A 19193-nucleotide genomic window follows, 5' to 3' on the forward strand; every position below is an offset into this window, starting at 1 on the left:
ACGTAATTAAGGAAAGCTAATGGCGCTTATTCAACGACACCCTCTGCTAACGTCCGCTTTTATCTGCATTGGCCTGGTTGCCTCTTCATCGCTAATGGCGTGGGACGGTCTGGTCGAAAAGCAGAACTTCGAGATAGATAACTTCACTACCCAAGGGGGAGAAACCATCCCCGAAGTAAACGTGGGCTGGGAGGCATACGGTGAACTCAACGACGCCCGCGATAACGTCATTTTGATTACCCACTTTTTCTCGGGTACCAGCCATGCGGCAGGCCGCTATGATCCTGACGGCGAGCCAACCGGATACTGGGATGCGATCATAGGCCCCGGTAAGCCACTGGATACCGATGAGTACTACATCATCTCCTCGGACACGCTGGTTAACCTGAATGCCAATGATCCCAACGTGACGACCACCGGGCCTGCTTCCATCAACCCCGAAACGGGCGAACCCTGGGGAATGGACTTTCCTGTCGTGACTATCCGTGACTTTGTCGAGGTGCAGCGCGAATTGTTAGAAAGCCAAGGCATTGAATCGCTGCACGCGGTCATGGGGGCATCGATGGGAGCGCTCCAGGCGATTGAGTGGGCCAGCGCCTACCCTGAACGGGTCGACCGCCTTATCTCCGTGATTGGCGCCGGTGTTGCCGACCCCTGGCTGCTGGCGACATTGAGCGCTTGGGCAGCGCCCATTCGGCTGGATGCCAACTGGAACGAAGGCGACTACTACGACGGCGAACCGCCCACCGATGGACTAAAAGAAGCGCTCAAGCTCGTCACACTCAATGCCAACCATTGGCAGTGGGCCAACGACACCTTTAACCGTGACTGGGCCGATGAAGAGCGCGACCCCGCTCAGGATATCAACGCCAACTACGCCATTGAGCAAACGTTGGATGACATTGCCGCTGCACGTGCGGAAACGTCCGACGCCAACCATTTCCTGTATCTGGTTCGCGCCAACCAAACTTTTATGGCGGGCTATGGCGACTCTCTAGAAACGGGGCTTGAAGCCATCGACGCCCCCACGCTGATGCTCTACAGCGAAAACGACCTCGTCTTCGCCCCTGAAGGCGTACTCCATACCGCTGAACTTATTGAGGAAGGCGGCAGCGAGGTGACGCTTGAAACCCTGGAAGGCAATCGAGGCCACCTCGATGGTGTCGTTTCCATCGACCAGGCTAGCGATACGTTGCAGGAGTTTTTGCAGTAAGAAAGCGAGGCAGCTCAGTGAGCAGATAGCTTACAGAAGGCTTTCACGACTGTATTACACGGCGAGCCACGACACCTTTGTGGCCAGCGTGCGCAGGATGGAAGGCGCGCCCATCAGCCAAACGGGCAGAGCGACCTATGTCCGAATCGGTGGGGTAATCGTCCTTGCCGACATAAGCCGCAGCGCTGACACTCTCTCTAATGCTTCGATGCCCCGTTAGCGGAGAGAGACTGTGACTCGCCATGTTGCCCTATTTGCCTACCCCGACTGCCAACTGCTGGATGTCAGCGGCCCCTGGCAGGTGTTTGCCAGCGCCAATGCGCTAAGCCCCCAGCCGCTCTATCAGTTGACCCTGGTCGCCGATGCCGTCGGCCCGGTAGTCACCAACGGCGGCCTAGCCGTGCATGCTACGCACACCTACCACCAACTTACCCATTTGCTGCCCCTGGATACGCTGTTGGTAACGGGCGGCAGTGGCGTGATGCGGCAGTGTGAAAAAGCCGCCGTTAAACAGGCGCTTTGTGAGGCTGCCCCACGGGTTCGGCGGCTTGGGTCGATCTGTTCCGGGGCGTTTTTGTTAGCCGCTGCGGGGTTGCTGGATGGTTGTCACGCGACGACTCATTGGCGGCATGTGGCTCAATTGGCCGATGAGTACCCCGCGCTAAGCGTCGAGCCCGATGCGTTGTATGTCGAAAGCAACGGTCGCTATACCAGCGCAGGCGTAACGGCGGGAATTGACTTGGCGCTTTCGCTGGTAGAGGCAGATCACGGTGCTGATCTAGCCGGTCGAGTGGCACGTGAGCTGGTGGTGTTTTTGCAACGCCCAGGTGGACAGTCGCAGTTCAGCGAGATACTGCGACACCAACAAGAGGCGGGCCCGCTGCGCCGCTTGCTGGATCAACTCCACGCCGACCCCAGTGGGGATCACGGGCTTGAGAGCATGGCTGACTTGATGGCGGTCTCCCCGCGCCATTTAACCCGGCTGTTTAAGCGTTACTTAAATACGACCCCCGGCGCCTACTTAACCCAGCTGCGCCTTGAACAAGCGCGCCTGACGCTGCTCAACGAGCGCGAAAATGTATCCCTTGAGCGCCTTGCCCAGCGCTGGCGGCTGGGAGGTGCCGAGCAACTGCGCCGCCAGTTTCAGCGCTACTACGGCGTATCACCCTCGGTCTATCGCCAACGCTTTGCGTCTTCCCACACTGGCTCACTTCAGGAGAGCACCCCATGCCGTTAACCGTCACCCTGTTATCGTTCTGTCAGGCGCTGCTGGTCACCGGCAATGTCTTGCTGATTGCCGTCTCGCCGCTAATTGGAGCCTCGTTAGCGCCCAGTGCGTCATGGTCCACCGCGCCGGTCGCTACCCAGTGGCTGGGGCTGATGTGCGCGACGATTCCGGCCTCGCTGATCATGGCCCGGCTGGGTCGCAAGCGCGGCTTTATACTGGGCAACATAGTAGGCTTGGTGGGCGCGCTGGTGGCCGTTCAGGCGCTGATGAGCGAACGCTTTGTGCTGTTTCTGCTCGCTACCTGGTTGATCGGTATCGGCATCGGTTTTGGCCAGCTGTATCGTTTTGCTGCGGTGGAGGCCGCGCCCGCGCCGATGCGCGACCGGGCGATTGGTTGGGTAATGGGCGGCGGTGTGCTGGCTGCCTTTGCCGGGCCGTGGCTTGCCAGAGTCAGCCGTGAGCTGGGCGAGGTACCTTTTTTGGGCAGCTTTGTGGGGTTGGCTGCGCTCTACGCGCTGGCGTTAGTCGTGCTGATGCTGACGCGATTACCGCCGGCCGCGCGCACTCATGGCGACGGCATTGCCTTGCCGCTGGGTAAAATACTCCGCCAGCCTGGGTTTATCGTGGCGGCCAGTGCGGCGATGGTCGGTTACGGCGTGATGAACCTGGCCATGACCGCCACGCCGCTGGCCATGGCGGGGACTGGCCAGCCCTTTAATCATGTGTCCATGACCATCCAATGGCACATGGTGGCGATGTTTTTACCCTCCTTCTTTACCGGCCATTTGGCCACTCGCTTCGGTGCCAAGCGGGTTATCGTGGCAGGTTGCCTGCTGCTGGTGGCGAGTGCCTTGGCTGCTCAAGGGGGCGTCGGCTTGGCAGGTTTCAACGTGGCGCTGATTCTGTTGGGCCTGGGCTGGAACTTCACCTTTCTGCCCGCCACCGGGCTGCTCACCGAGAGCTACCGCCCGGTGGATAAAGCCCGCACCCAGGCCGCCAACGAGTTTTTAGTGTTTGGCACCGCCGCCACGACCGCCCTGCTCGCCGGGCCCTTGGTCACCCATTTGGGCTGGGCGACGCTGAACCTGGTGTTGATTCCCGTGGCGCTGGTGCCGGTGGCGGTGCTGGTTTGGCAGCGTCGGATGCGTCTAGCCAGTGCTTAAACATTCCCCAGTGCACGCACTTTGGTGCGCGCTATCAACTAATGTCTTTCGTTCGACTATCCAGCGACTCTTTTGTTGGTTCCCAGGGGCTTCTGCTCAGATGGTTCTTTAACGTTTTCAGAAATGTTATAACATAGAATAAATATCGAGTAGGTAGGAGCTCATCATAGGACAGGTCCCCGTTACCGTACTGACAGGTTATTTAGGGTCGGGCAAAACGACGCTCCTCAACCGCATTCTTTCTGAGAAACCGCCGTTGCCGGAGATCCCAAGCACGCCATCCTCGCGATCAGTTACGATGACGGTCACATCACCATCGCAGAGCCCCTGCGCGATCGCGACGTCGTCGTTAAACCACCCGGCAATGGGGCCATTAGCACCATGTGCTGGTCGTCGGATGGCAACTGGCTGGCGTTTGGCGCGGAGACAGGTGTTGCCGGGTGTCTCCCGGTCGCGGGCTAGTGCTTAGCCACACCACCTTTCAGTCACACCCTTTATCAGGAAAATTTATGATTGCCAAACGGGAACGCGGCAAGTTGGAGCGACAGCTCGTCGCTTCGCTGACCGACGCCTGCGAGCAGGCCAAAGCGGAAGTGGTTGGGTTTGTGTGGCTCACCCACTGCGTCGACTACCAGCATTTTCCCGAAAGCCTTGTCGTTACCTGGGTATTTGATACCGATGCGCAACTGTCCTCAGCGCTGAAGGGTAACACCAAGCAGCGTCTGCATGATTTGACAGCCAACGCCCTGGTTGATGCGGGCGTAGCGCTCGATAGCGTTACCCAGCATATCGACTTTGATAGCGAGCAGGCGTGCCAGCGCACCCACGGTGGCGACTGGCAGCGCCGCTTGCGCGCACGCGCCGCGAGGCACTGATGGCCAAGAAAATCGACAGCCCGTGTGTATCCACTTGCCAGCTCAAAGGCGGCATGTGCACCAGCTGTGGGCGCAGCATTGATGAGATCCGTCACTGGAAATCCATGAAGCGGCCCGAAAAAGTCTCTACCCTTAAGCGCGCCGAACAGCGGCGCAAGAAGCTCAATAAATAGCGTTTAGGTCCAGACTACCTGGCATAGGGGCCCCGCTCAGCGCACGGCGATACCCATGGATGCCGCGCTTCAAGCTCGGGGCGTTTGTTGGGTCGGCGTCAACGGTCTGTTGGGGAGTGAATCAACCCATCCACGCTACTTTCATCTGTTTTACAATCAGGTGTCTCCATTTTGTTGTTTATTTAAAGATTTAAAAACGTCAAATTTCTGGGACAGGATTAATGCTAACGTAGTGGGCATTAAACAATGCCAAGACTTAATAAACAGGGGAGCGTTCCATGCTGGAGAATGTGGGTTACAGCGCAGTAGCGGGCCAGCTCTGTGGCTTGGTAGCCCTGGCGATATGCGTCGTCGCCTTTGCCAGCAAAAATGACGATCGCCTTCTCGTGTTGCTGATTTCTGCCAATGTGGCCTTTGCGCTGCAGTTTGTGTTTTTCGAGAGCTGGACAGCGGCTGCGTTAACGGTGCTGGTGATAGTGCGGATCGTGCTGGCGCGCCGTTACCTGGGCAGTAAAGCCGTGATGGCGGGTGTCTTGCTGGCCAGCGGTATCGCCGCAGCCGTCACGTGGCAAAGCTGGGTGGATATTCTGCCAGTGGCGGCCATGGTGCTGGGCACCGTTGGCATGTTTCTCATGCGTGGCATTGCCATGCGGGTTTTTCTGGGCCTGGCTGCCTTGGCATGGATGCTGAACAACCTGCTGATCGGCACGATTGGCGGCACGCTCGCCGAAGCCCTGATCGTGATCACCAATATCATTACCATCATTCGGCTGGTGCGTGCCAAGCGCAAATACCCCGAGGTGTTCGAGGACGTCGAGCAAAACGATCCACTTGCCTAGCTGCTATGCTAAGAGATCGTGATTAGCTGAGCGAGCGAGGAACGCGACTATGGCAGGCGGATGGGCAAAAGACGGCGCTGAACAAGAGCAGATTGAAAGCACGCTGGACGATGCAGTTCAGCGTGCCCGCCATCAACTGCCCCGTGGCGAAAGCCTAGCTGAGTGTGAGGAGTGCGGTGAGCCGATTCCCGAAGCGCGCCGTAAGGCGATGCCAGGGGTTCGGCTTTGCGTCGTTTGTCAGAGTGAGTTAGACAAAAAGCAGTCGGCCTACAGTGGCTATAACCGACGCGGCAGTAAAGATAGCCAACTGCGTTGAACTTACGCGAATGGATCCGCATTAGTCGCGAAGGTTAACGCCTTCCCACTAGGCGTCATGGTTGGTATCCGGAAGCCGCTGGAAATAGATATAGCGATGCAGACGAATAGCGGGACGAATCAGCAGCTGTATGCTGCCAATGACGAATAACCACACGCCAGCAGTTTGTATCTCACCGTCGTAAAAGAAACAGACGCTGCCGATGGTAAACCAGATTCCCAACATAAAATCATTGAGTATGCTCAGCACTTCATAGCGTTGATGCACGACTAGTTCACGGTGTCCCAGCGTGAAGATCCAATCGTGTGTTTGTGGGTTCTGTTCGCGCTGCATCGTTTCACTCCGTATCGAATGGCTGAGGTTATAAGGTTGCCAACTAGCTATTTTGTTATTGCGATTAATACCCCTATCGCGGTGTTTGTGCGATTTTTAAATGCTCGGTTAATTAAAAAACGTGGGTGCTTCCGTTTCAATTAGCTAGCAATCTTTATTTTAACTAAACGCTGTTATACCTCACTATCCCGCTAATCAAATGTGGTAGTTGACCTCTTGAGTTGCGGCCCATGATGCCGATGTTCATACGTAATGGAATAGGCGCACGGGGCGCATGATGGTTAATGATACGTTGCTGAAAGCAGTGGAAAGGGAGTTAAAATTTCGTCCTTTGCGATTACGCTTTGTCAACGAGGTGGAGACTCGTTTTGAAGCAGATACGCAACGCCAGCGTAGTCGTCATATGGTAGTGGGGGGACTGATATCGGCGATCATCTACTGTCTTTTTTTGATCAATGATTACAGCTTTCGGCCTGACACTTTTCTCACTGCTGTGTTGTTGCGAGCGGGTGTAATGCTACCCATAGGCCTGCTCATTCTCTGGTGGGTTTATCGAGGCCTCTCCCCTCTGCTTCGTGAAACATTAATGGCAAGCACGGTTGTCATTGCCACGATGATCTCGTGTGTCATTTTTTCGCAATCCACTGCGCCTTACTCATACCTGGATGTTTTCTCCTTCGGGCTCATCCTGTTGGTGGGCAATATTGTTTATTCACTACGCTTTGGCTATGCCTGCGCGTCATCTGCCATTAGCCTTTTAATCGTTCTGGCATTTGTTCTGCCTTATGATCCAATGCCGCCAGAAGCGAAGCGGCTGGCCATGTGTACCCTTATCGCTACGGCGCTGTTTACCCTGGCAGCGAACCACCGTTTTGAGCGTAGCGAGCGAACCGCCTACCTGCATGTACTGAGAGAAAAAATCCGCGCCGGCTATTATTTAAAGGACAATGAAAAGCTGTCTCAACTATCGCAAACCGACGCATTGACGAACCTTGCGAATCGGCGTCAGTTCGATGATATGTTCCTTATTCGTTGGCAAGAAGCCGTTGAGAAAAAAGCTCACGTAGGATTAATAGTGATCGATATCGACCATTTCAAAGCCTATAACGATCATTACGGCCACCTTCAGGGAGACCAATGCTTGCGCAAGGTTGCTATGGCAATGCGGGCCAATAGCCGCGATGCAGATTTAGTAGTGCGCTTTGGTGGCGAAGAGTTTGTGGTGCTAATAGCGAATGCATCGCCTGAGTCGGCAACATCAGCGGCAGAACGCATCCGGTGCAGTGTTCAAGCCTTACAGATTCCCAATCACGGTGTTTCAGCGCAGAGTGTTGTCACGGTCAGTGTGGGGGTTGCCGTGTTATACCCATCAGTCGACCTTACCCCCACCGAGCTGTTATCCCAAGCGGACGAAGCACTTTATGAAGCCAAACGGCAAGGCCGCAACCGTATCTGGATGGCTAACCAGGCTGATTTACCATCCGGCGGTGGCGCTGTTGGTGGCTTAAGTAGATCAGCCCAATAGCGCCTATTAGCAGAACCATGGCGAGATAGCGTGAGCCATCTAATGGACGTACAGTGTTGTCTAGCCAACCGAAGTGATCAATCAATAGACTCATCAACAACTGGCCCGAAATCACTGCCACCGTGGCTGCTGCGGTGCCTACCCGCGGGACAGCAAACACAATCGCCAGCATATACACCACGCCGAACAACGCACCTGTGAGCTGCCACTTGGGTACGCTGAAGAGGGTCGCTTCATGCGCTGGCTCAAAAAAGAACATCAGCAAAAAGGTCAGCACGGCCCCCATAATAAACGTCAGCCAGGCGCTTTCGATAACGCCCGTTTTGGCGCCCAAGCGGCCATTGATAGAGGATTGGGCCGCCAGAACCGCGCCGCCCGCTAGCAAAATCAAAAAGATAAAGGGAAGTAGCATGGTTGAGCTCCTTAAATAGCCTTTTTCGTTACATTAGCCACAGGGCGGCAAGTATCATCGCCAAGGCGCCGACGCGATAACCGTCGACCCTACGTTGCTCGCTCCCTAGCCAACCGAAGTGGTCAATAGCGACGCTGGCCGCTACCTGGCCGCATAAAATGCCCACCATGGTCATGCCCACGCCCACTAGCGGTGTGGCAAGGGTCAAGACAATGACGTAGACCGGGCCCAGGATGCCGCCCGTTAGTAACCAGCGCGGCTGCTTGAATAGCGTTCCTAGCTGGCGGTTAGGGGTAAACACCAGTGCTAGCGAGAGCAGCAGCGCCCCCACCATAAAAATCGACAGAGTGGCCGATAAATGGCCGACCTGCTCGCCGAGTGGCCCCAGCAAGCCGGCTTCGACTGATAACCCCATACCGGCGATAAGCACACCGATCAGGATAAGTGCGTGTTGCATAGGTAACTCCGCTGAGAAAGAGGAGCCAGCACTGTAGTGAGTTCGTGTTGTTGCTACAATGCGTTAAAAGAGCAAAGGACTATTGCATTTTGGACAACTCGATTCGTTTGTTGGCGCTGCGTCTGTTTGCTCGCGTTGCCTCAACCGGCAGCTTCGCCGAAGCAGCGCGCTACTTTGACCTACCGGCATCCTCGGTTTCGCGACATATCGCGGGGCTTGAGCGCACGCTTGGTCAGCGGTTGCTCTACCGCCATACACGGGCGGTACGGCTGACCGATGCCGGTGAGCGGTATTATCAGGATATTCATCACGTTCTTGAGAGTTTGGATGTAGCCACCGAGCAGGTTATTGGCGGGGCAACGCATCCACAGGGGGTGTTGAGAATCAATGCGCCGGTGGCGTTTGGGCGGCGGCACCTCGCGCCTTTATTAGCTCGCTTTCAGGACGCAAACCCCGCCGTTGAGGTAGAGCTGGCGCTGAGCGATGCGTTTATCGACCCGGTACATGAGGGCGCAGACGTGGTGATTCGAGTAGGGGCGCTTGACGATTCCAGCCTGGTGGCTCGCCAATTGGCAACGCAGTGCTTTGTGGCTTGCGCTGCGCCCGAATATCTCTCGCGACACGGAGAGCCCCGTCATCCGGAGGAATTAAAGACGCATAACTGCTTGGTCTATAAAGGGACACGGGGCGTGCAGCCGTGGTATTTCCGTGATTCTGACGATGCCCCAGCAAAGCGTTACCCGGTAAAAGGCAATCTCCACAGCAACAATGCAGAAAGCCTGGTTGAAGCGGCGTTGCAGGGCCAAGGCATTGTGCTATTTCCTACCTGGCTGCTGTTTGATGCCCTGCGCGGCGGTGGCTTGGTACCGATACTTGAGCACTATTACCCCATGGGCGAAGCGACCCGCGAAGGTATCCATGCGATTTATCCTGAAAACCGCCTGCGCTCGCAAAAGGTAGCCACATTTTTGGCTTATTTGGTGGCGCAGATTGGCGATCCGCCATACTGGGATCGTTAACGAACCCCGGCCTAAAAACGACTGTACGAACGAGGGCTGGAAGAGCAGGGCGACGGACGTCACAGCGCTACTGCCCCTGGGCGCGCTGGTTCAGCTGCTTTGCTCGGTTTCCTGATGCGCCAGAATGACGTCCAGAAAGCCCTCTCCGTAATCCGCCAGCTTGCGCGCACCGATGCCCGAGATCGCGCCCAATGCCGCTAGGTTTTGGGGGTTCTGCTCGACCAGTTCGGCCAGAGTTGCGTCGTGGAAGATCACATAGGCAGGCACGCCCTGTGCTTCGGCCAGATCCCTGCGGTGTTGACGCAGGGCTTCCCACAGCGGGCCGTGGCCCTGCGGAGCAGAGGCTCTTTTGCTTCCCCGTCGGGCGGTTTTGGCTTTGCTGGGTTTGTTGCTTGGCTTGCGCAGAGTGAGGGTCTGCTCGCCGCGCAGCACCGGCTTGGCATTGGCAGTGAGCTTGATGCCGCCGTGGCCCTCCATATCCACGCTCAAAAAGCCGCTGGCAATCAGCTGGCGAAAGAGCGCCTTCCATTCGCTGGCCGCGAGGTCTTTACCAATACCGTAGGTGCTGAGACGGTCGTGGCCAAAGCGGGTGATGCGCTCGTTGCTTTTGCCTAACAGCACGTCCACAAGGTAGGTCACGCCGAAGCGCTGTTCGGTGCGGTAGACACAGGAGAGCGCCTTTTGCGCCGCCACGGTCGCCTCCCAGGTCTCGGGTGGGGTCAGGCAGTTGTCGCAGTTGCCGCAGGGGGTGTCCAGATGATCGCCAAAGTAATGGAGAAGCGCCTGGCGGCGGCAACTGATGATTTCGCAGAGCCCCAGCATGGCGTCGAGCTTCTGCTGTTCGATGCGCTTTTGATGGTCAGCGGCGCTGGAGTCCTGCTGCATCTGGCGCAGCGTGATCACGTCCTGAAGCCCGTAGGCCATCCAGGCATTGGCGGGCAGGCCGTCACGCCCGGCGCGGCCGGTCTCCTGGTAGTAGGCTTCGATACTCTTGGGCAGGTTGAGGTGGGCGACAAACCGCACGTCCGGCTTGTCGATGCCCATGCCAAAGGCAATGGTCGCCACGACGACCACGCCATCTTCACGCAGAAAACGGGACTGGTGGTGCTGGCGCTGCTCGGGGGGAAGCCCCGCGTGGTAGGGCAGTGCCGTCAGCCCCTGGCGTTCCAGCCAGGCGGCGGTCTCCTCCACCTTGCGCCGGGAAAGGCAGTAGACGATACCCGCCTCGCCGTCGTGGTGCTCGCGAATAAAGCGCAGCAGCTGTTCCTTGGCGTTACCCTGATTCTCGGCGATATGGTAGCGAATGTTGGGCCGGTCAAAGCCGCTGTTGTAAAGCGCCGCCTCCTGGAGCTGCAGATGCTCCATGATATCGCCCCGGGTGGGCACATCGGCAGTGGCGGTCAGGGCAATACGCGGCACCTGGGGAAAGCGCTGGTGAAGCTGGGAAAGCTGGCGATACTCCGGGCGAAAATCGTGGCCCCACTGGGAGACGCAGTGGGCTTCATCAATGGCGAACAGCGCAATCTGGGTCTGCTCCAGCAGCATTTGCATACGCGCCGTGGCCAGCCGCTCGGGCGCGACATACAAAAGATCCAGCTCCCCCGCTCGCAGGCGGTTCTCCACCTCGACTGCCTCGTGATAATCGAGGCTGGAGTTCAGGTAAGCCGCCCTGACCCCGTTCTGCTCAAGCGCCGCCACCTGATCCTGCATCAGCGCGATCAGCGGCGAGACCACAATCGCGGTGCCTTCGCGCAGTAGTGCCGGGATCTGATAGCACAGCGACTTGCCACCGCCGGTGGGCATCAGCACCAGCGCATCGCCGCCGGCCATCACATGCTCAATGATGGCCTGTTGCGGGCCGCGAAAGCTGTCGTAGCCAAATACCTCCTGCAGCACCTTAAGGGCTGCCGGGTGAGGGTCGCCGTGCATCAATGCTCTCCTTGTCTCTTGCCTGAGGGAGAATTGTCGCACGAAAACCCTGAGGGGCGTCTGCCTAGCGAATCCCTGCCCGTAAAAACGACTGCACGAACTGGCGCTGGAACAGCAGGAAGGCGACCAGTAGGGGGGCGATACTTAACAGCGTGGCGGCGCTGACGGTGGCCCAGTTAACCCCAGTTTCTGGCGCAGAGAAAACGCCTAACCCGACGGTTAAAGGACGGCTTTCTACCGAGTTGGTGACCACTAACGGCCAAATAAAATTGTTCCAGTGGTGGCTGATCGAGACTAGGCCATAAGCCAAATAGGTTGGCTTGGCTAGCGGTACATAAACCTTCCAAAGGATTTCCAGCCAGTTGCAGCCTTCGATGCGGGCGGCACGATCATTGTTATTTTTAGGCTCATATCACCGTATTCTTGAGCGGCAGGATGCTACGTTACGAAAACTAGCTTTCCCAACATAGCCCAAATTCATATGCACGCATGCTTTACTACTTCCATCCTCACACCACCCAAACTATCTCCCCAGCAAACCGCTGCTGTTTTAGCCCAGCAATAGCGTTAGGTAGGCCGCGCAGGGGGTGAGCGGAGGTAGCGTGAGGCGCTTTAAGTAAGCCGTTCGATGACGGGTAGGAGCAATTGAAATTGCGCTATACATTTTCGGCCACTTCAGAAAAATGGCCCGACTTGCTCAGGGTGAATTCGTCAAAATCCCGCGCCAAATAAAGCGAGCTCGAATAGACGCTCTGGGCTTCTTTACGGATGTCCTCAATGGAAGGCGATGCATGGGGGTTAAGCTGATAACGAGGGCTGAAGTGCGTCAGCAACAGGTTAGGTAGCGGCACCGATTCGGCAAACGTGGCGACCTCCTTGGCGTAGCTATGCCCCACGTCACCGGTCTTCTGGGCCATCTCTTTGGTGTAGGTGGCTTTATGCACCAGCACCTGAGCCCTCGCACACGCCTCAAGACAGTAAGTTCATATCGCGACCATGCTCTCTCTTTAACACCCCGAACCTGGGTTGCAGGCATATAGAGTTCCAATAAATACTCTCCCATACTCTCCCGATCTAACGACCACCATCACCGGTTACAAAACCCGCGTGAAGCGGAGATTATGCACCCAGTGCTGGGTGATGAGCCGCTAGTAATATCCTCATTTCAGATCGGCGCCTGCAGAACTAAAGGTTAGCGTTTTCGTCAGCCACCTGACGAAGCGCATCAACAAGCACGTCGGCAGGCTGGGCGCCAGAAATCAGGTAACGTCCATCGAGTATAAAGCCCGGCACGGCGCTAACCCCTGCCTCCATGAACCGCTGTTCTGCCGCTCGAACTTCGTCCGCGTACTGATCAGACCGGGCGATGGCCTCGGCAGCGTCACCATCAAGCCCAACCTCAATGGCCTTCTCTCGCAGGACCTCTGGATCTGAAGGGTTTTTCGCCTCACCGAAGTAGGCATCAAATAATGCCAATTGCAGGGGTGTCTCTCGGTTTTGCGTTGCAGCCCACGCAAGCACGCGGTGGGCATCAAACGTATTGTTCGCTCGACGCTCCTGGGCGCCACTAAAATTCAGCCCAAGCTCTTCGGCCACCGCTATAATCTCGCGCTGGGCCTGCTCCATGCTGGCAGCACCCTTGCCGTACTTGCGGCATAAGTGCTCCAGGATCGGCTCGCCCTCGGGTGGCATATCCCGGTTGAGCTCGAAGGGCTGCCAGAAGAGCTCAACGTCGATCTCGCCATCAAGCATTTCCAGCGCTTGTTCCAAGCGCCGATAGCCGATTGCGCACCACGGGCATGCGACATCAGACACTAGGTCAATTCTCAACTTCTGCATTTTGTATATCCCATTGACATATCCCAAAATTCGATCAAACTCATTAAAGCATGTTACGTGTATATAGCGAGCAACGGCAGTACTGATAAGGAGACAGCCATGGAAAAAGCAGCAGTGTTTAAAAGTAACCGTAGCCAAGCGGTGCGCATGCCTAAATCCCTCGCGCTGCCCGAAGACGTTACACGCGTTGATGTTATTGCCTTGGGTCGCGCGCGCTTAATTACCCCCGCAGGTGAAACCTGGGACAGCTGGTTTGAGGGTCAAAGTGTCACCGCAGACTTTATGAGTGAACGCGAGCAGCCAAACGAACAGGAGCGCGAGGCGTTTTGATGCTTAAGTACATGCTTGACACCAATATCTGTATTTTCACCATCAAACATAAACCTCCCCATGTTCGTGAGACCTTTAACCAGCATAGCGACCAGCTTTGCATCAGCACCGTGACACTCATGGAGCTGGTTTATGGTGCTGAAAAGTCCGCTTCTCCCGAGAAAAACTTAAGTGTTATAGAAGGGTTTGCAGCCCGGCTGGAAGTGCTCGACTACGACCCCGACGCCGCCTATCACAGTGGGCAGCTACGTACTGAACTGGCCAAAGCTGGCACACCAATAGGCCCATACGATCAGATGATTGCCGGGCATGCTCGTTCAAGGGGGCTGATTCTGGTCACCAATAATCTAGGTGAGTTTAGTCGCGTACCAGGGCTTAGAGTAGAAGACTGGATTTAAACCAACCCCACGCACACCATTTCACGACTAAATCATTGCTTTAGCACCCATTGCTTTTCTAGCAGCAACGCTAGTTAGCCGCATCGGTCGCGAAACACAAAAAAACTATTCGCCCGCCACTTCAGAAAAGTGACCCGATTTATCCAGGGTTAATTCGAGAAAATCCCGCGCCAGGTATAGCGAGCCCGAATAGACGCACTGAGCCTCTTTGCGGATGTCCTCAATGGACGGCGACACATGGGGGTTGAGCTGGTAACGCGGGCTAAAGTGCGTCAGCACCAGGTTGGGGAGCGCTACCGATTCGGCAAACGCATCGACCTGACTGGCGTAGCTATGCCCTACATCACCGGCCTTCTCGGCCATTGCTTCAGTGTAGGTGGCTTCATGCACCAGCACCTGCGCCCCCGCACACGCCTCAGACAACAAGTCGGGTTGGTCATTGTCCCCGGCGATCACGACTTTTCTGGGTTTGTGTTTGGAGATCAGGAAGTCACGGCTATTTAACCGCTCGCCCGCAAACTCAATATCAGCGCCTTGCTTCAACTGCCCCCACAACGGCCCTCTGGGAATCCCCTTTTGCGTTAACTTATCCACATCCAGGGAAGACTCGACCTTTCGCTCCGTAAACCCATACGCATAGGACGGCGCCCGGTGTGAAAGCCTGAAGGTGGTAACCGCGATACGCTCAAACTCGACACTTGGGAGTTCATCAGAGCAGACAAACTCCACATCGAAGGATAACGATAGCTGGGTGGCTGCACAGGTGGCGTCCAACCATGCCTTGATGCCCGCAGGTGCCACAATGGTCAGCGGCGCTTCCCGACCGTTCATGGCCGCACTCGCCAGTAGGCCCGGCAGCCCATAGCAGTGGTCGCCGTGCACATGGGTAATCAAGATGGCTTTCAATGCATTCAGCGATAGTTTCGTGTGCAACACCTGATGCTGTGAGCCCTCACCACAATCGATCAGGTACCAGCCCTTCCCCTTACTCTCACGCAACGCGACCCCGGCGACGTTTCTTTGCTTGGTGGGCACACCGGCAGAGGTACCGAGGAAGAGTAAGTTCATAGTTTGATCGTTATCTCTTGTGCATCCACTCTAGAAACAAGGGGCCTGGCTGTAGCAAGCTGAGGGGGCTGATGATGAAAGGCTCAAGGTAACTCTCCCGAATGAATTCACCAGGATGCGGCGGAGTATGCATCGTCATTAATTTAAAAACCTCAGCGAAGCGAAAGATTTGGCACCTAGTGCATAGCTTGCTGCTGTAGCTGAAAACAAATGGAGTTCATGCTCACCTACATTATCGGGTACTGGCTGCCAGGCGCGCGCCCAAGGTGACGAACAAAGCTCCAAGGCCGCGGTCCATCCATATGCCAACTCGCCGATTTTGTCTCAAGAAAACGCCTAACTTTGACCCCAGCATCACTAAAGGTGGCTCTATGCAAGCCGCAACAACAATGATCAGGCTTCCGTGCAACAGCAACTGAGCACTGGGAGGGCCAGCACCTTCCACGACGAACTGAGGCAGGAAAGCCAGGAAAAATACGGCCACTTTAGGGTTAAGGGCGGAAACCAGTGCTCCCTGCCAATAGATTGAATGCATTCGTTGCTGGCTGACGCTCCCGCTGGGCTCGAAAGCGTCACCACGCGATAGGAGCATTTTGATACCCAGCCATATCAAATATGCGGCACCGACCCACTTAACAATAGAAAACGCCAGGGCAGACGTGGCAAGGATTGCGGAAAGCCCCACCGCCGCCATCACGACATGCAACGCTGCCCCTGTCCAAATGCCAAACATCGCAGCGAATCCATGCTGACGTCCGTTACGCAACGTTTGCCCCAAAATGAAAGCGATATCTGGGCCTGGGGAAAGGTTTAGCAGGATCGCCGCACCAAGAAATGTCACCCAGTGAATTATTGTGTAATCAAACATTTTGACACTCCTATGTCCTTAACCAAGGCCAGCTCTATCGTGCTACTGATGACATCGACTGGGTCGCTTAATGATCAAGCGTCTTTACGCTAGCACTTCCGTTTCTGGTGTCCAGTACCACCACGCCCTCTGCTTCAGCATCCATCTGGGCAAGCAGTTCGCCACGGCCATTCCAGGCAGCCGACTGCCCAACGCTGATAAAGTCGTCGCTAGGCCCGACACAATTCGCCATGATCACAAGCATATTATGTTTGCTTGCGACCGCAGGATAATGCGTCATTGCCTTGGCGATACCACCAACCGGTTTGGCAACACTGGCTAGATACATATCGGCAGACAAGGTGGCTGCACTATCACCATGATCCATTTGAAGCGACTCGTAGCAAATAGCAGGCACAAGCCTAGAGCCGTTTCTCTCCAATACAAGCTGTTTGCCGCCCGCTACAAAGTAAGGAAGTTCATCGGCGTGCAGCTGTTGTTTCGCGTATAGGCGGCGAGCATCACCAGGCGAGAACCACACCATGCCGATAAACACGCCAGAGCCAGTGGAGATTGGCATCCCGACGCCGATCAGCATGTCAGTTTTGTCGCTGTGTTCCTGGAACACATCAAGCCGCTGGTCCGCTATATCGATGGCAAAAGAATCCGCGAGTCGGGGCTCGAACCCCGTGAGCGACAGCTCAGGAAAAAATACCACATCAGCCTGCTGCGAAACGGCAAGCTCGATGAGCTCAAGATGCTTAGCAACGTTGGCTGCCAAATCACCAGCTATTGGACGCAACTGAGCGGCACACGCCTTCATGAAAGGACTCCTGACAAATTGCTAACACTCATCCTACGCTTATGGTGCTTATCATGCGCCTGACTTACGTGAACTAGTAGCCGTTGTACTCATGAACAATAAGTCATCCGTGGACGCTGATTCGACGATGGAGAAGCCAAGGCTTGAATATAAAGAACGAGCGGCGTGATTGTCTCGATAGACGCGCAGCGTCACCGTCGACACACCTGTTGCTTCTCTGGCCTTTGCTATCAGCTTTTCTGGTGTTCGTAGAGCTGTTTGCATATGTCTAACGCTCGCCATCACCGGTGATAAAACCAGAGTAAAGCCCAGGTTTTGGCATCCGTTGGATAGCTGGATTAGCTACCGATCCTCATGCAAACGACCTTCGACATATTTATGGAGAATGCTAGCAACAAGTGTTTGGTAGGGGATGCCCTCCGCCAGAGCTTTCTTCTGAAGACCACGAAGATCCTTGGAAGAAAGCCTGATGTTGATACGGGCATCCTTCTTAAACATCGCCTCGGCATACTCTTGATGCCGTGCTTTCCTTTTCTCACTATCTGGCGACCGCTGCAGCTCTCCTGCATCAAATGCATCCAGAATTTCCTGCTCTTCTTTATTCAGCCTGCTCATTTCGGACCTCCCAAATAGGTTTTGGTCGCTTTCCTGCTAGGGATGATCGTTTTCAGAAAAACCTCATCCTCTGACTCCACAAAGGGCACCAAATACGCATCCCCTTCTATCTTAATCACATGAATTTTTTGACCCGGATACCGCTCCTGATTCGGGTGTTCGAACGTATCCAGGATACCTCCAACCGAGATGTGCAAAACCACATCCTCGAAAGATATGTTTCTTTCTGTTTGGAGAAGCTTGTTCTTCTCTGGGTTCCATGTGATAGGTTTCATGAATCAAAGGCTAGCACGTTGTGTGCTCTTTGTACTCACTAGCTAACGCCAAGCGCACCGGTGGCCTTGACGCAGCGAAGCGGAAACAAGGGCATCCGTGTGCCGCGCATTGTTATGGTCATTGCCCACTAAGCTCAACCTTTCGTCCATCAGGGTCTCGAACAATGTAGATCTGCCTACCGTTGAATTCATGCTGGCTGGCAGTTGCCACTTGGGAGAGAACCTGATGTATATCTTTTAACGAGAAACCGATCCTGGAATTGCCCACAGCTTCGTTTTCCGACAACGGATAAAGCTCAAACACAAAACTGGCATCTTGCGAGGAGTAGTGCATAGGCCCGTCACCATGCCTCTCCTTAACGAAGTTAAACCCTAGCAGTTCATAAAACTGCTTACTCGTTTCCAATTCTTTGCATCGCAAGACGAGCAAGTTAATTTCCATTGTTCACCCTGAAGGCCATAACAGTGATTCTACGCCCAACTGCAAAACCTCAATGAACGCGACGGCGCATTGATTGAGATTTTGCAGCCAACCATTTTGACTCTACCCCATTGATTCTTCTTAGAGCAAAGCCACAATTTTGGCAGCATAGACAGAATTCGCGTGCCTGCGCGTTTTGCCGGTTTCAATCATTACACCAGCGTCACGCGCTCCAATCGCTCACCCAACCACTGCTGCCTTAGCCCGCGCTGCTGGTCGAGTAGTAGCGTTAGATACGGCTGTAGCGGATGTGCGGCGGGTAATTGATCGCGGTGGCGTAGCAGACGTGGGCGGTGTTCGAGTTGATTGGCAGGGTCGTGGAAGGTGGTGGCCTGCTCGGTGAGCCATGCGAGCGGCGGGAGTAGAAGGTGAGAGGCGCTGCTGGAAAGCGCGATACCGAGGCCTTCGACATCAAAGTCGCCTGCGTAGAAGTGTGGCTTTTGGGTCGCGTTCCAGGCGTCGGCGAGTTGCTTGAAAGCGCCGCCGTAGTGGCTGTCACCACGGTAGACGATCAGCGGATTAGCGTAACCGCTTAGCGCGGGAATTTGCGGTAAAAAGGCGTAAAAGCTGTCCAGGTTTTCAACCTGGATAAGCACGTCGCACTGGTCAAGGTTTATATCTCGCCAGTCGACATCGTGCATTGAGCGCGGTTGTCCCGAGAGCCAAGCGGGTGTTCTGGCGGGTGTGTTCACCAACACTCGCTGGGCACGCGGGCCTTCGCGGTTGGTTTTATCTTCATTGACGCCCTGCTCCGCTTGCTCAGCACTGGTCAAGCCACTTTGCCATTGCTCAATAGTAGTCAGTCGCTGGCTTCTGAGCGCTTCGTTCACCTCCTGGATGAGGGCGCGATCAAAGCGCAGGGATTGATGACGTAGCCTGGGGCCAAGCTCAATGTGTTGCTCATCACACCAATGAATGAAGTCCGCTACCCACTGCTGGCTGCGCTTCTTGTCGACCCACGACTGCTTGCGCAGTTGGCGGTCGACGTCGCCTAGCTTGCTGTAGACCTTGGCCGTGAGCGTCTGGTCATTCATC

Annotated in this window: 24 protein-coding genes and 1 pseudogene; 12 read left to right on the top strand and 13 right to left on the bottom strand. The window is 55.6% G+C overall.

Annotated features, from left to right (window positions below):
- Window positions 1–19: 19 nt before the first annotated feature.
- The 8 genes from HZS81_RS06500 (at window position 20) to HZS81_RS06535 (ending at window position 5807) form a co-directional block, all read left to right on the top strand.
- Window positions 20–1213 (top strand): E22 family MetX-like putative esterase, encoded by a 1194-nt coding sequence (locus HZS81_RS06500; protein WP_179929756.1) that lies wholly within the window; start codon window positions 20–22, stop codon window positions 1211–1213.
- 232 nt (window positions 1214–1445) lie between these two features.
- Window positions 1446–2450, top strand: a complete 1005-nt coding sequence (locus tag HZS81_RS06505) for a helix-turn-helix domain-containing protein (RefSeq protein WP_179929757.1) — start codon at window positions 1446–1448, stop codon at window positions 2448–2450.
- The gene (locus tag HZS81_RS06510; RefSeq protein ID WP_179929758.1) at window positions 2441–3604 is read left to right on the top strand and encodes an MFS transporter; all 1164 of its coding nucleotides are present in this window, start codon (window positions 2441–2443) and stop codon (window positions 3602–3604) included. The genes HZS81_RS06505 and HZS81_RS06510 overlap by 10 nt, the downstream gene beginning before the upstream one ends.
- 190 nt (window positions 3605–3794) lie before the next feature.
- Window positions 3795–4073 (top strand): GTP-binding protein, encoded by a 279-nt coding sequence (locus HZS81_RS18010; RefSeq protein ID WP_241697407.1) that lies wholly within the window; start codon window positions 3795–3797, stop codon window positions 4071–4073.
- Window positions 4074–4113: 40 nt separating this feature from the next.
- Window positions 4114–4479, top strand: a complete 366-nt coding sequence (locus HZS81_RS06520) for a hypothetical protein (RefSeq protein WP_179929759.1) — start codon at window positions 4114–4116, stop codon at window positions 4477–4479.
- On the top strand, window positions 4479–4652 hold the full coding sequence (locus HZS81_RS06525) for a DUF1289 domain-containing protein (RefSeq protein ID WP_179929760.1): 174 nt from the start codon (window positions 4479–4481) through the stop codon (window positions 4650–4652). Before HZS81_RS06520 ends, HZS81_RS06525 begins: the two co-directional genes overlap by 1 nt.
- A 278-nt stretch (window positions 4653–4930) precedes the next feature.
- Entirely contained in the window at window positions 4931–5491 is a 561-nt protein-coding gene (locus tag HZS81_RS06530; RefSeq protein WP_179929761.1) for a YgjV family protein, read from the top strand.
- Between the two features lie 49 nt (window positions 5492–5540).
- Window positions 5541–5807, top strand: coding sequence for a DksA/TraR family C4-type zinc finger protein (locus tag HZS81_RS06535; RefSeq protein ID WP_179929762.1), 267 nt, complete (start codon window positions 5541–5543; stop codon window positions 5805–5807).
- Between the two features lie 48 nt (window positions 5808–5855).
- Here HZS81_RS06535 and HZS81_RS06540 read toward each other — a convergent pair whose 3' ends face one another.
- A complete protein-coding gene (locus HZS81_RS06540; RefSeq protein ID WP_179929763.1) occupies window positions 5856–6140 on the bottom strand; it encodes a YrhK family protein in 285 nt (94 codons plus the stop codon).
- A 274-nt stretch (window positions 6141–6414) separates the two neighbouring features.
- Here HZS81_RS06540 and HZS81_RS06545 point away from each other — a divergent pair, with 274 nt between their 5' ends.
- On the top strand, window positions 6415–7665 hold the full coding sequence (locus HZS81_RS06545) for a GGDEF domain-containing protein (protein WP_241697398.1): 1251 nt from the start codon (window positions 6415–6417) through the stop codon (window positions 7663–7665).
- Here the strand turns inward: HZS81_RS06545 and HZS81_RS06550 are convergent.
- Together HZS81_RS06550 and HZS81_RS06555 are read right to left on the bottom strand one after the other, a co-directional pair.
- Window positions 7601–8077, bottom strand: coding sequence for a DMT family transporter (locus HZS81_RS06550; protein WP_179929764.1), 477 nt, complete (start codon window positions 8075–8077; stop codon window positions 7601–7603). The two genes, HZS81_RS06545 and HZS81_RS06550, sit on opposite strands and share 65 nt — an antisense overlap.
- Window positions 8078–8105: 28 nt before the next feature.
- Window positions 8106–8534 carry a DMT family transporter gene (locus HZS81_RS06555; RefSeq protein ID WP_089707979.1) on the bottom strand — a complete coding sequence of 143 codons (429 nt, stop codon included), beginning with the start codon at window positions 8532–8534 and terminating at the stop codon, window positions 8106–8108.
- An 89-nt stretch (window positions 8535–8623) separates the two neighbouring features.
- On the opposite strand from HZS81_RS06555, the gene HZS81_RS06560 reads away from it, so the two are divergent.
- Window positions 8624–9553, top strand: a complete 930-nt coding sequence (locus HZS81_RS06560; RefSeq protein ID WP_179929765.1) for a LysR family transcriptional regulator — start codon at window positions 8624–8626, stop codon at window positions 9551–9553.
- Between the two features lie 90 nt (window positions 9554–9643).
- Here the strand turns inward: HZS81_RS06560 and recQ are convergent, their stop codons facing one another.
- The 4 genes and pseudogenes from recQ to HZS81_RS06580 form a co-directional block, all read right to left on the bottom strand.
- Entirely contained in the window at window positions 9644–11482 is a 1839-nt protein-coding gene (recQ, locus tag HZS81_RS06565) for a DNA helicase RecQ (RefSeq protein WP_179929766.1), read from the bottom strand.
- Window positions 11483–11546: 64 nt separating this feature from the next.
- A pseudogene (locus HZS81_RS06570) lies at window positions 11547–11867 on the bottom strand (ABC transporter permease subunit); the annotation flags it as partial.
- A gap of 271 nt (window positions 11868–12138) precedes the next feature.
- Entirely contained in the window at window positions 12139–12432 is a 294-nt protein-coding gene (locus tag HZS81_RS06575) for an MBL fold metallo-hydrolase (RefSeq protein WP_241697399.1), read from the bottom strand.
- Window positions 12433–12667: 235 nt separating this feature from the next.
- A complete protein-coding gene (locus HZS81_RS06580; protein ID WP_179929767.1) occupies window positions 12668–13321 on the bottom strand; it encodes a DsbA family oxidoreductase in 654 nt (217 codons plus the stop codon).
- Between the two features lie 99 nt (window positions 13322–13420).
- On the opposite strand from HZS81_RS06580, the gene vapB reads away from it, so the two are divergent.
- Both vapB and vapC read left to right on the top strand, forming a co-directional pair.
- Entirely contained in the window at window positions 13421–13651 is a 231-nt protein-coding gene (vapB, locus tag HZS81_RS06585) for a type II toxin-antitoxin system VapB family antitoxin (RefSeq protein ID WP_089704030.1), read from the top strand.
- Entirely contained in the window at window positions 13651–14049 is a 399-nt protein-coding gene (gene vapC / locus HZS81_RS06590; RefSeq protein WP_089704033.1) for a type II toxin-antitoxin system tRNA(fMet)-specific endonuclease VapC, read from the top strand. The genes vapB and vapC overlap by 1 nt, the downstream gene beginning before the upstream one ends.
- Before the next feature lie 105 nt (window positions 14050–14154).
- On the opposite strand, the gene HZS81_RS06595 is transcribed toward vapC, so the two are convergent.
- The 6 genes from HZS81_RS06595 to HZS81_RS06620 all read right to left on the bottom strand — a co-directional run bounded on the left by HZS81_RS06595 (window position 14155) and on the right by HZS81_RS06620 (window position 19192).
- On the bottom strand, window positions 14155–15117 hold the full coding sequence (locus tag HZS81_RS06595; RefSeq protein WP_179929768.1) for a ribonuclease Z: 963 nt from the start codon (window positions 15115–15117) through the stop codon (window positions 14155–14157).
- Window positions 15118–15349: 232 nt separating this feature from the next.
- On the bottom strand, window positions 15350–15985 hold the full coding sequence (locus tag HZS81_RS06600) for a LysE family translocator (RefSeq protein ID WP_179929769.1): 636 nt from the start codon (window positions 15983–15985) through the stop codon (window positions 15350–15352).
- A gap of 67 nt (window positions 15986–16052) precedes the next feature.
- Window positions 16053–16787, bottom strand: a complete 735-nt coding sequence (locus HZS81_RS06605; protein ID WP_179929770.1) for a carbon-nitrogen hydrolase family protein — start codon at window positions 16785–16787, stop codon at window positions 16053–16055.
- Window positions 16788–17129: 342 nt separating this feature from the next.
- The gene (locus HZS81_RS06610; RefSeq protein WP_179929771.1) at window positions 17130–17402 is read right to left on the bottom strand and encodes an antitoxin; all 273 of its coding nucleotides are present in this window, start codon (window positions 17400–17402) and stop codon (window positions 17130–17132) included.
- A gap of 393 nt (window positions 17403–17795) precedes the next feature.
- On the bottom strand, window positions 17796–18119 hold the full coding sequence (locus HZS81_RS06615; protein ID WP_089704053.1) for a VOC family protein: 324 nt from the start codon (window positions 18117–18119) through the stop codon (window positions 17796–17798).
- 191 nt (window positions 18120–18310) lie between these two features.
- On the bottom strand, window positions 18311–19192 hold the full coding sequence (locus HZS81_RS06620; RefSeq protein WP_179929772.1) for a DUF7281 domain-containing protein: 882 nt from the start codon (window positions 19190–19192) through the stop codon (window positions 18311–18313).
- Window position 19193 lies beyond the last annotated feature (1 nt).

It is taken from the genome of Vreelandella salicampi (assembly GCF_013415105.1).
Classification (GTDB): Bacteria; Pseudomonadota; Gammaproteobacteria; order Pseudomonadales; family Halomonadaceae; genus Vreelandella; species Vreelandella salicampi.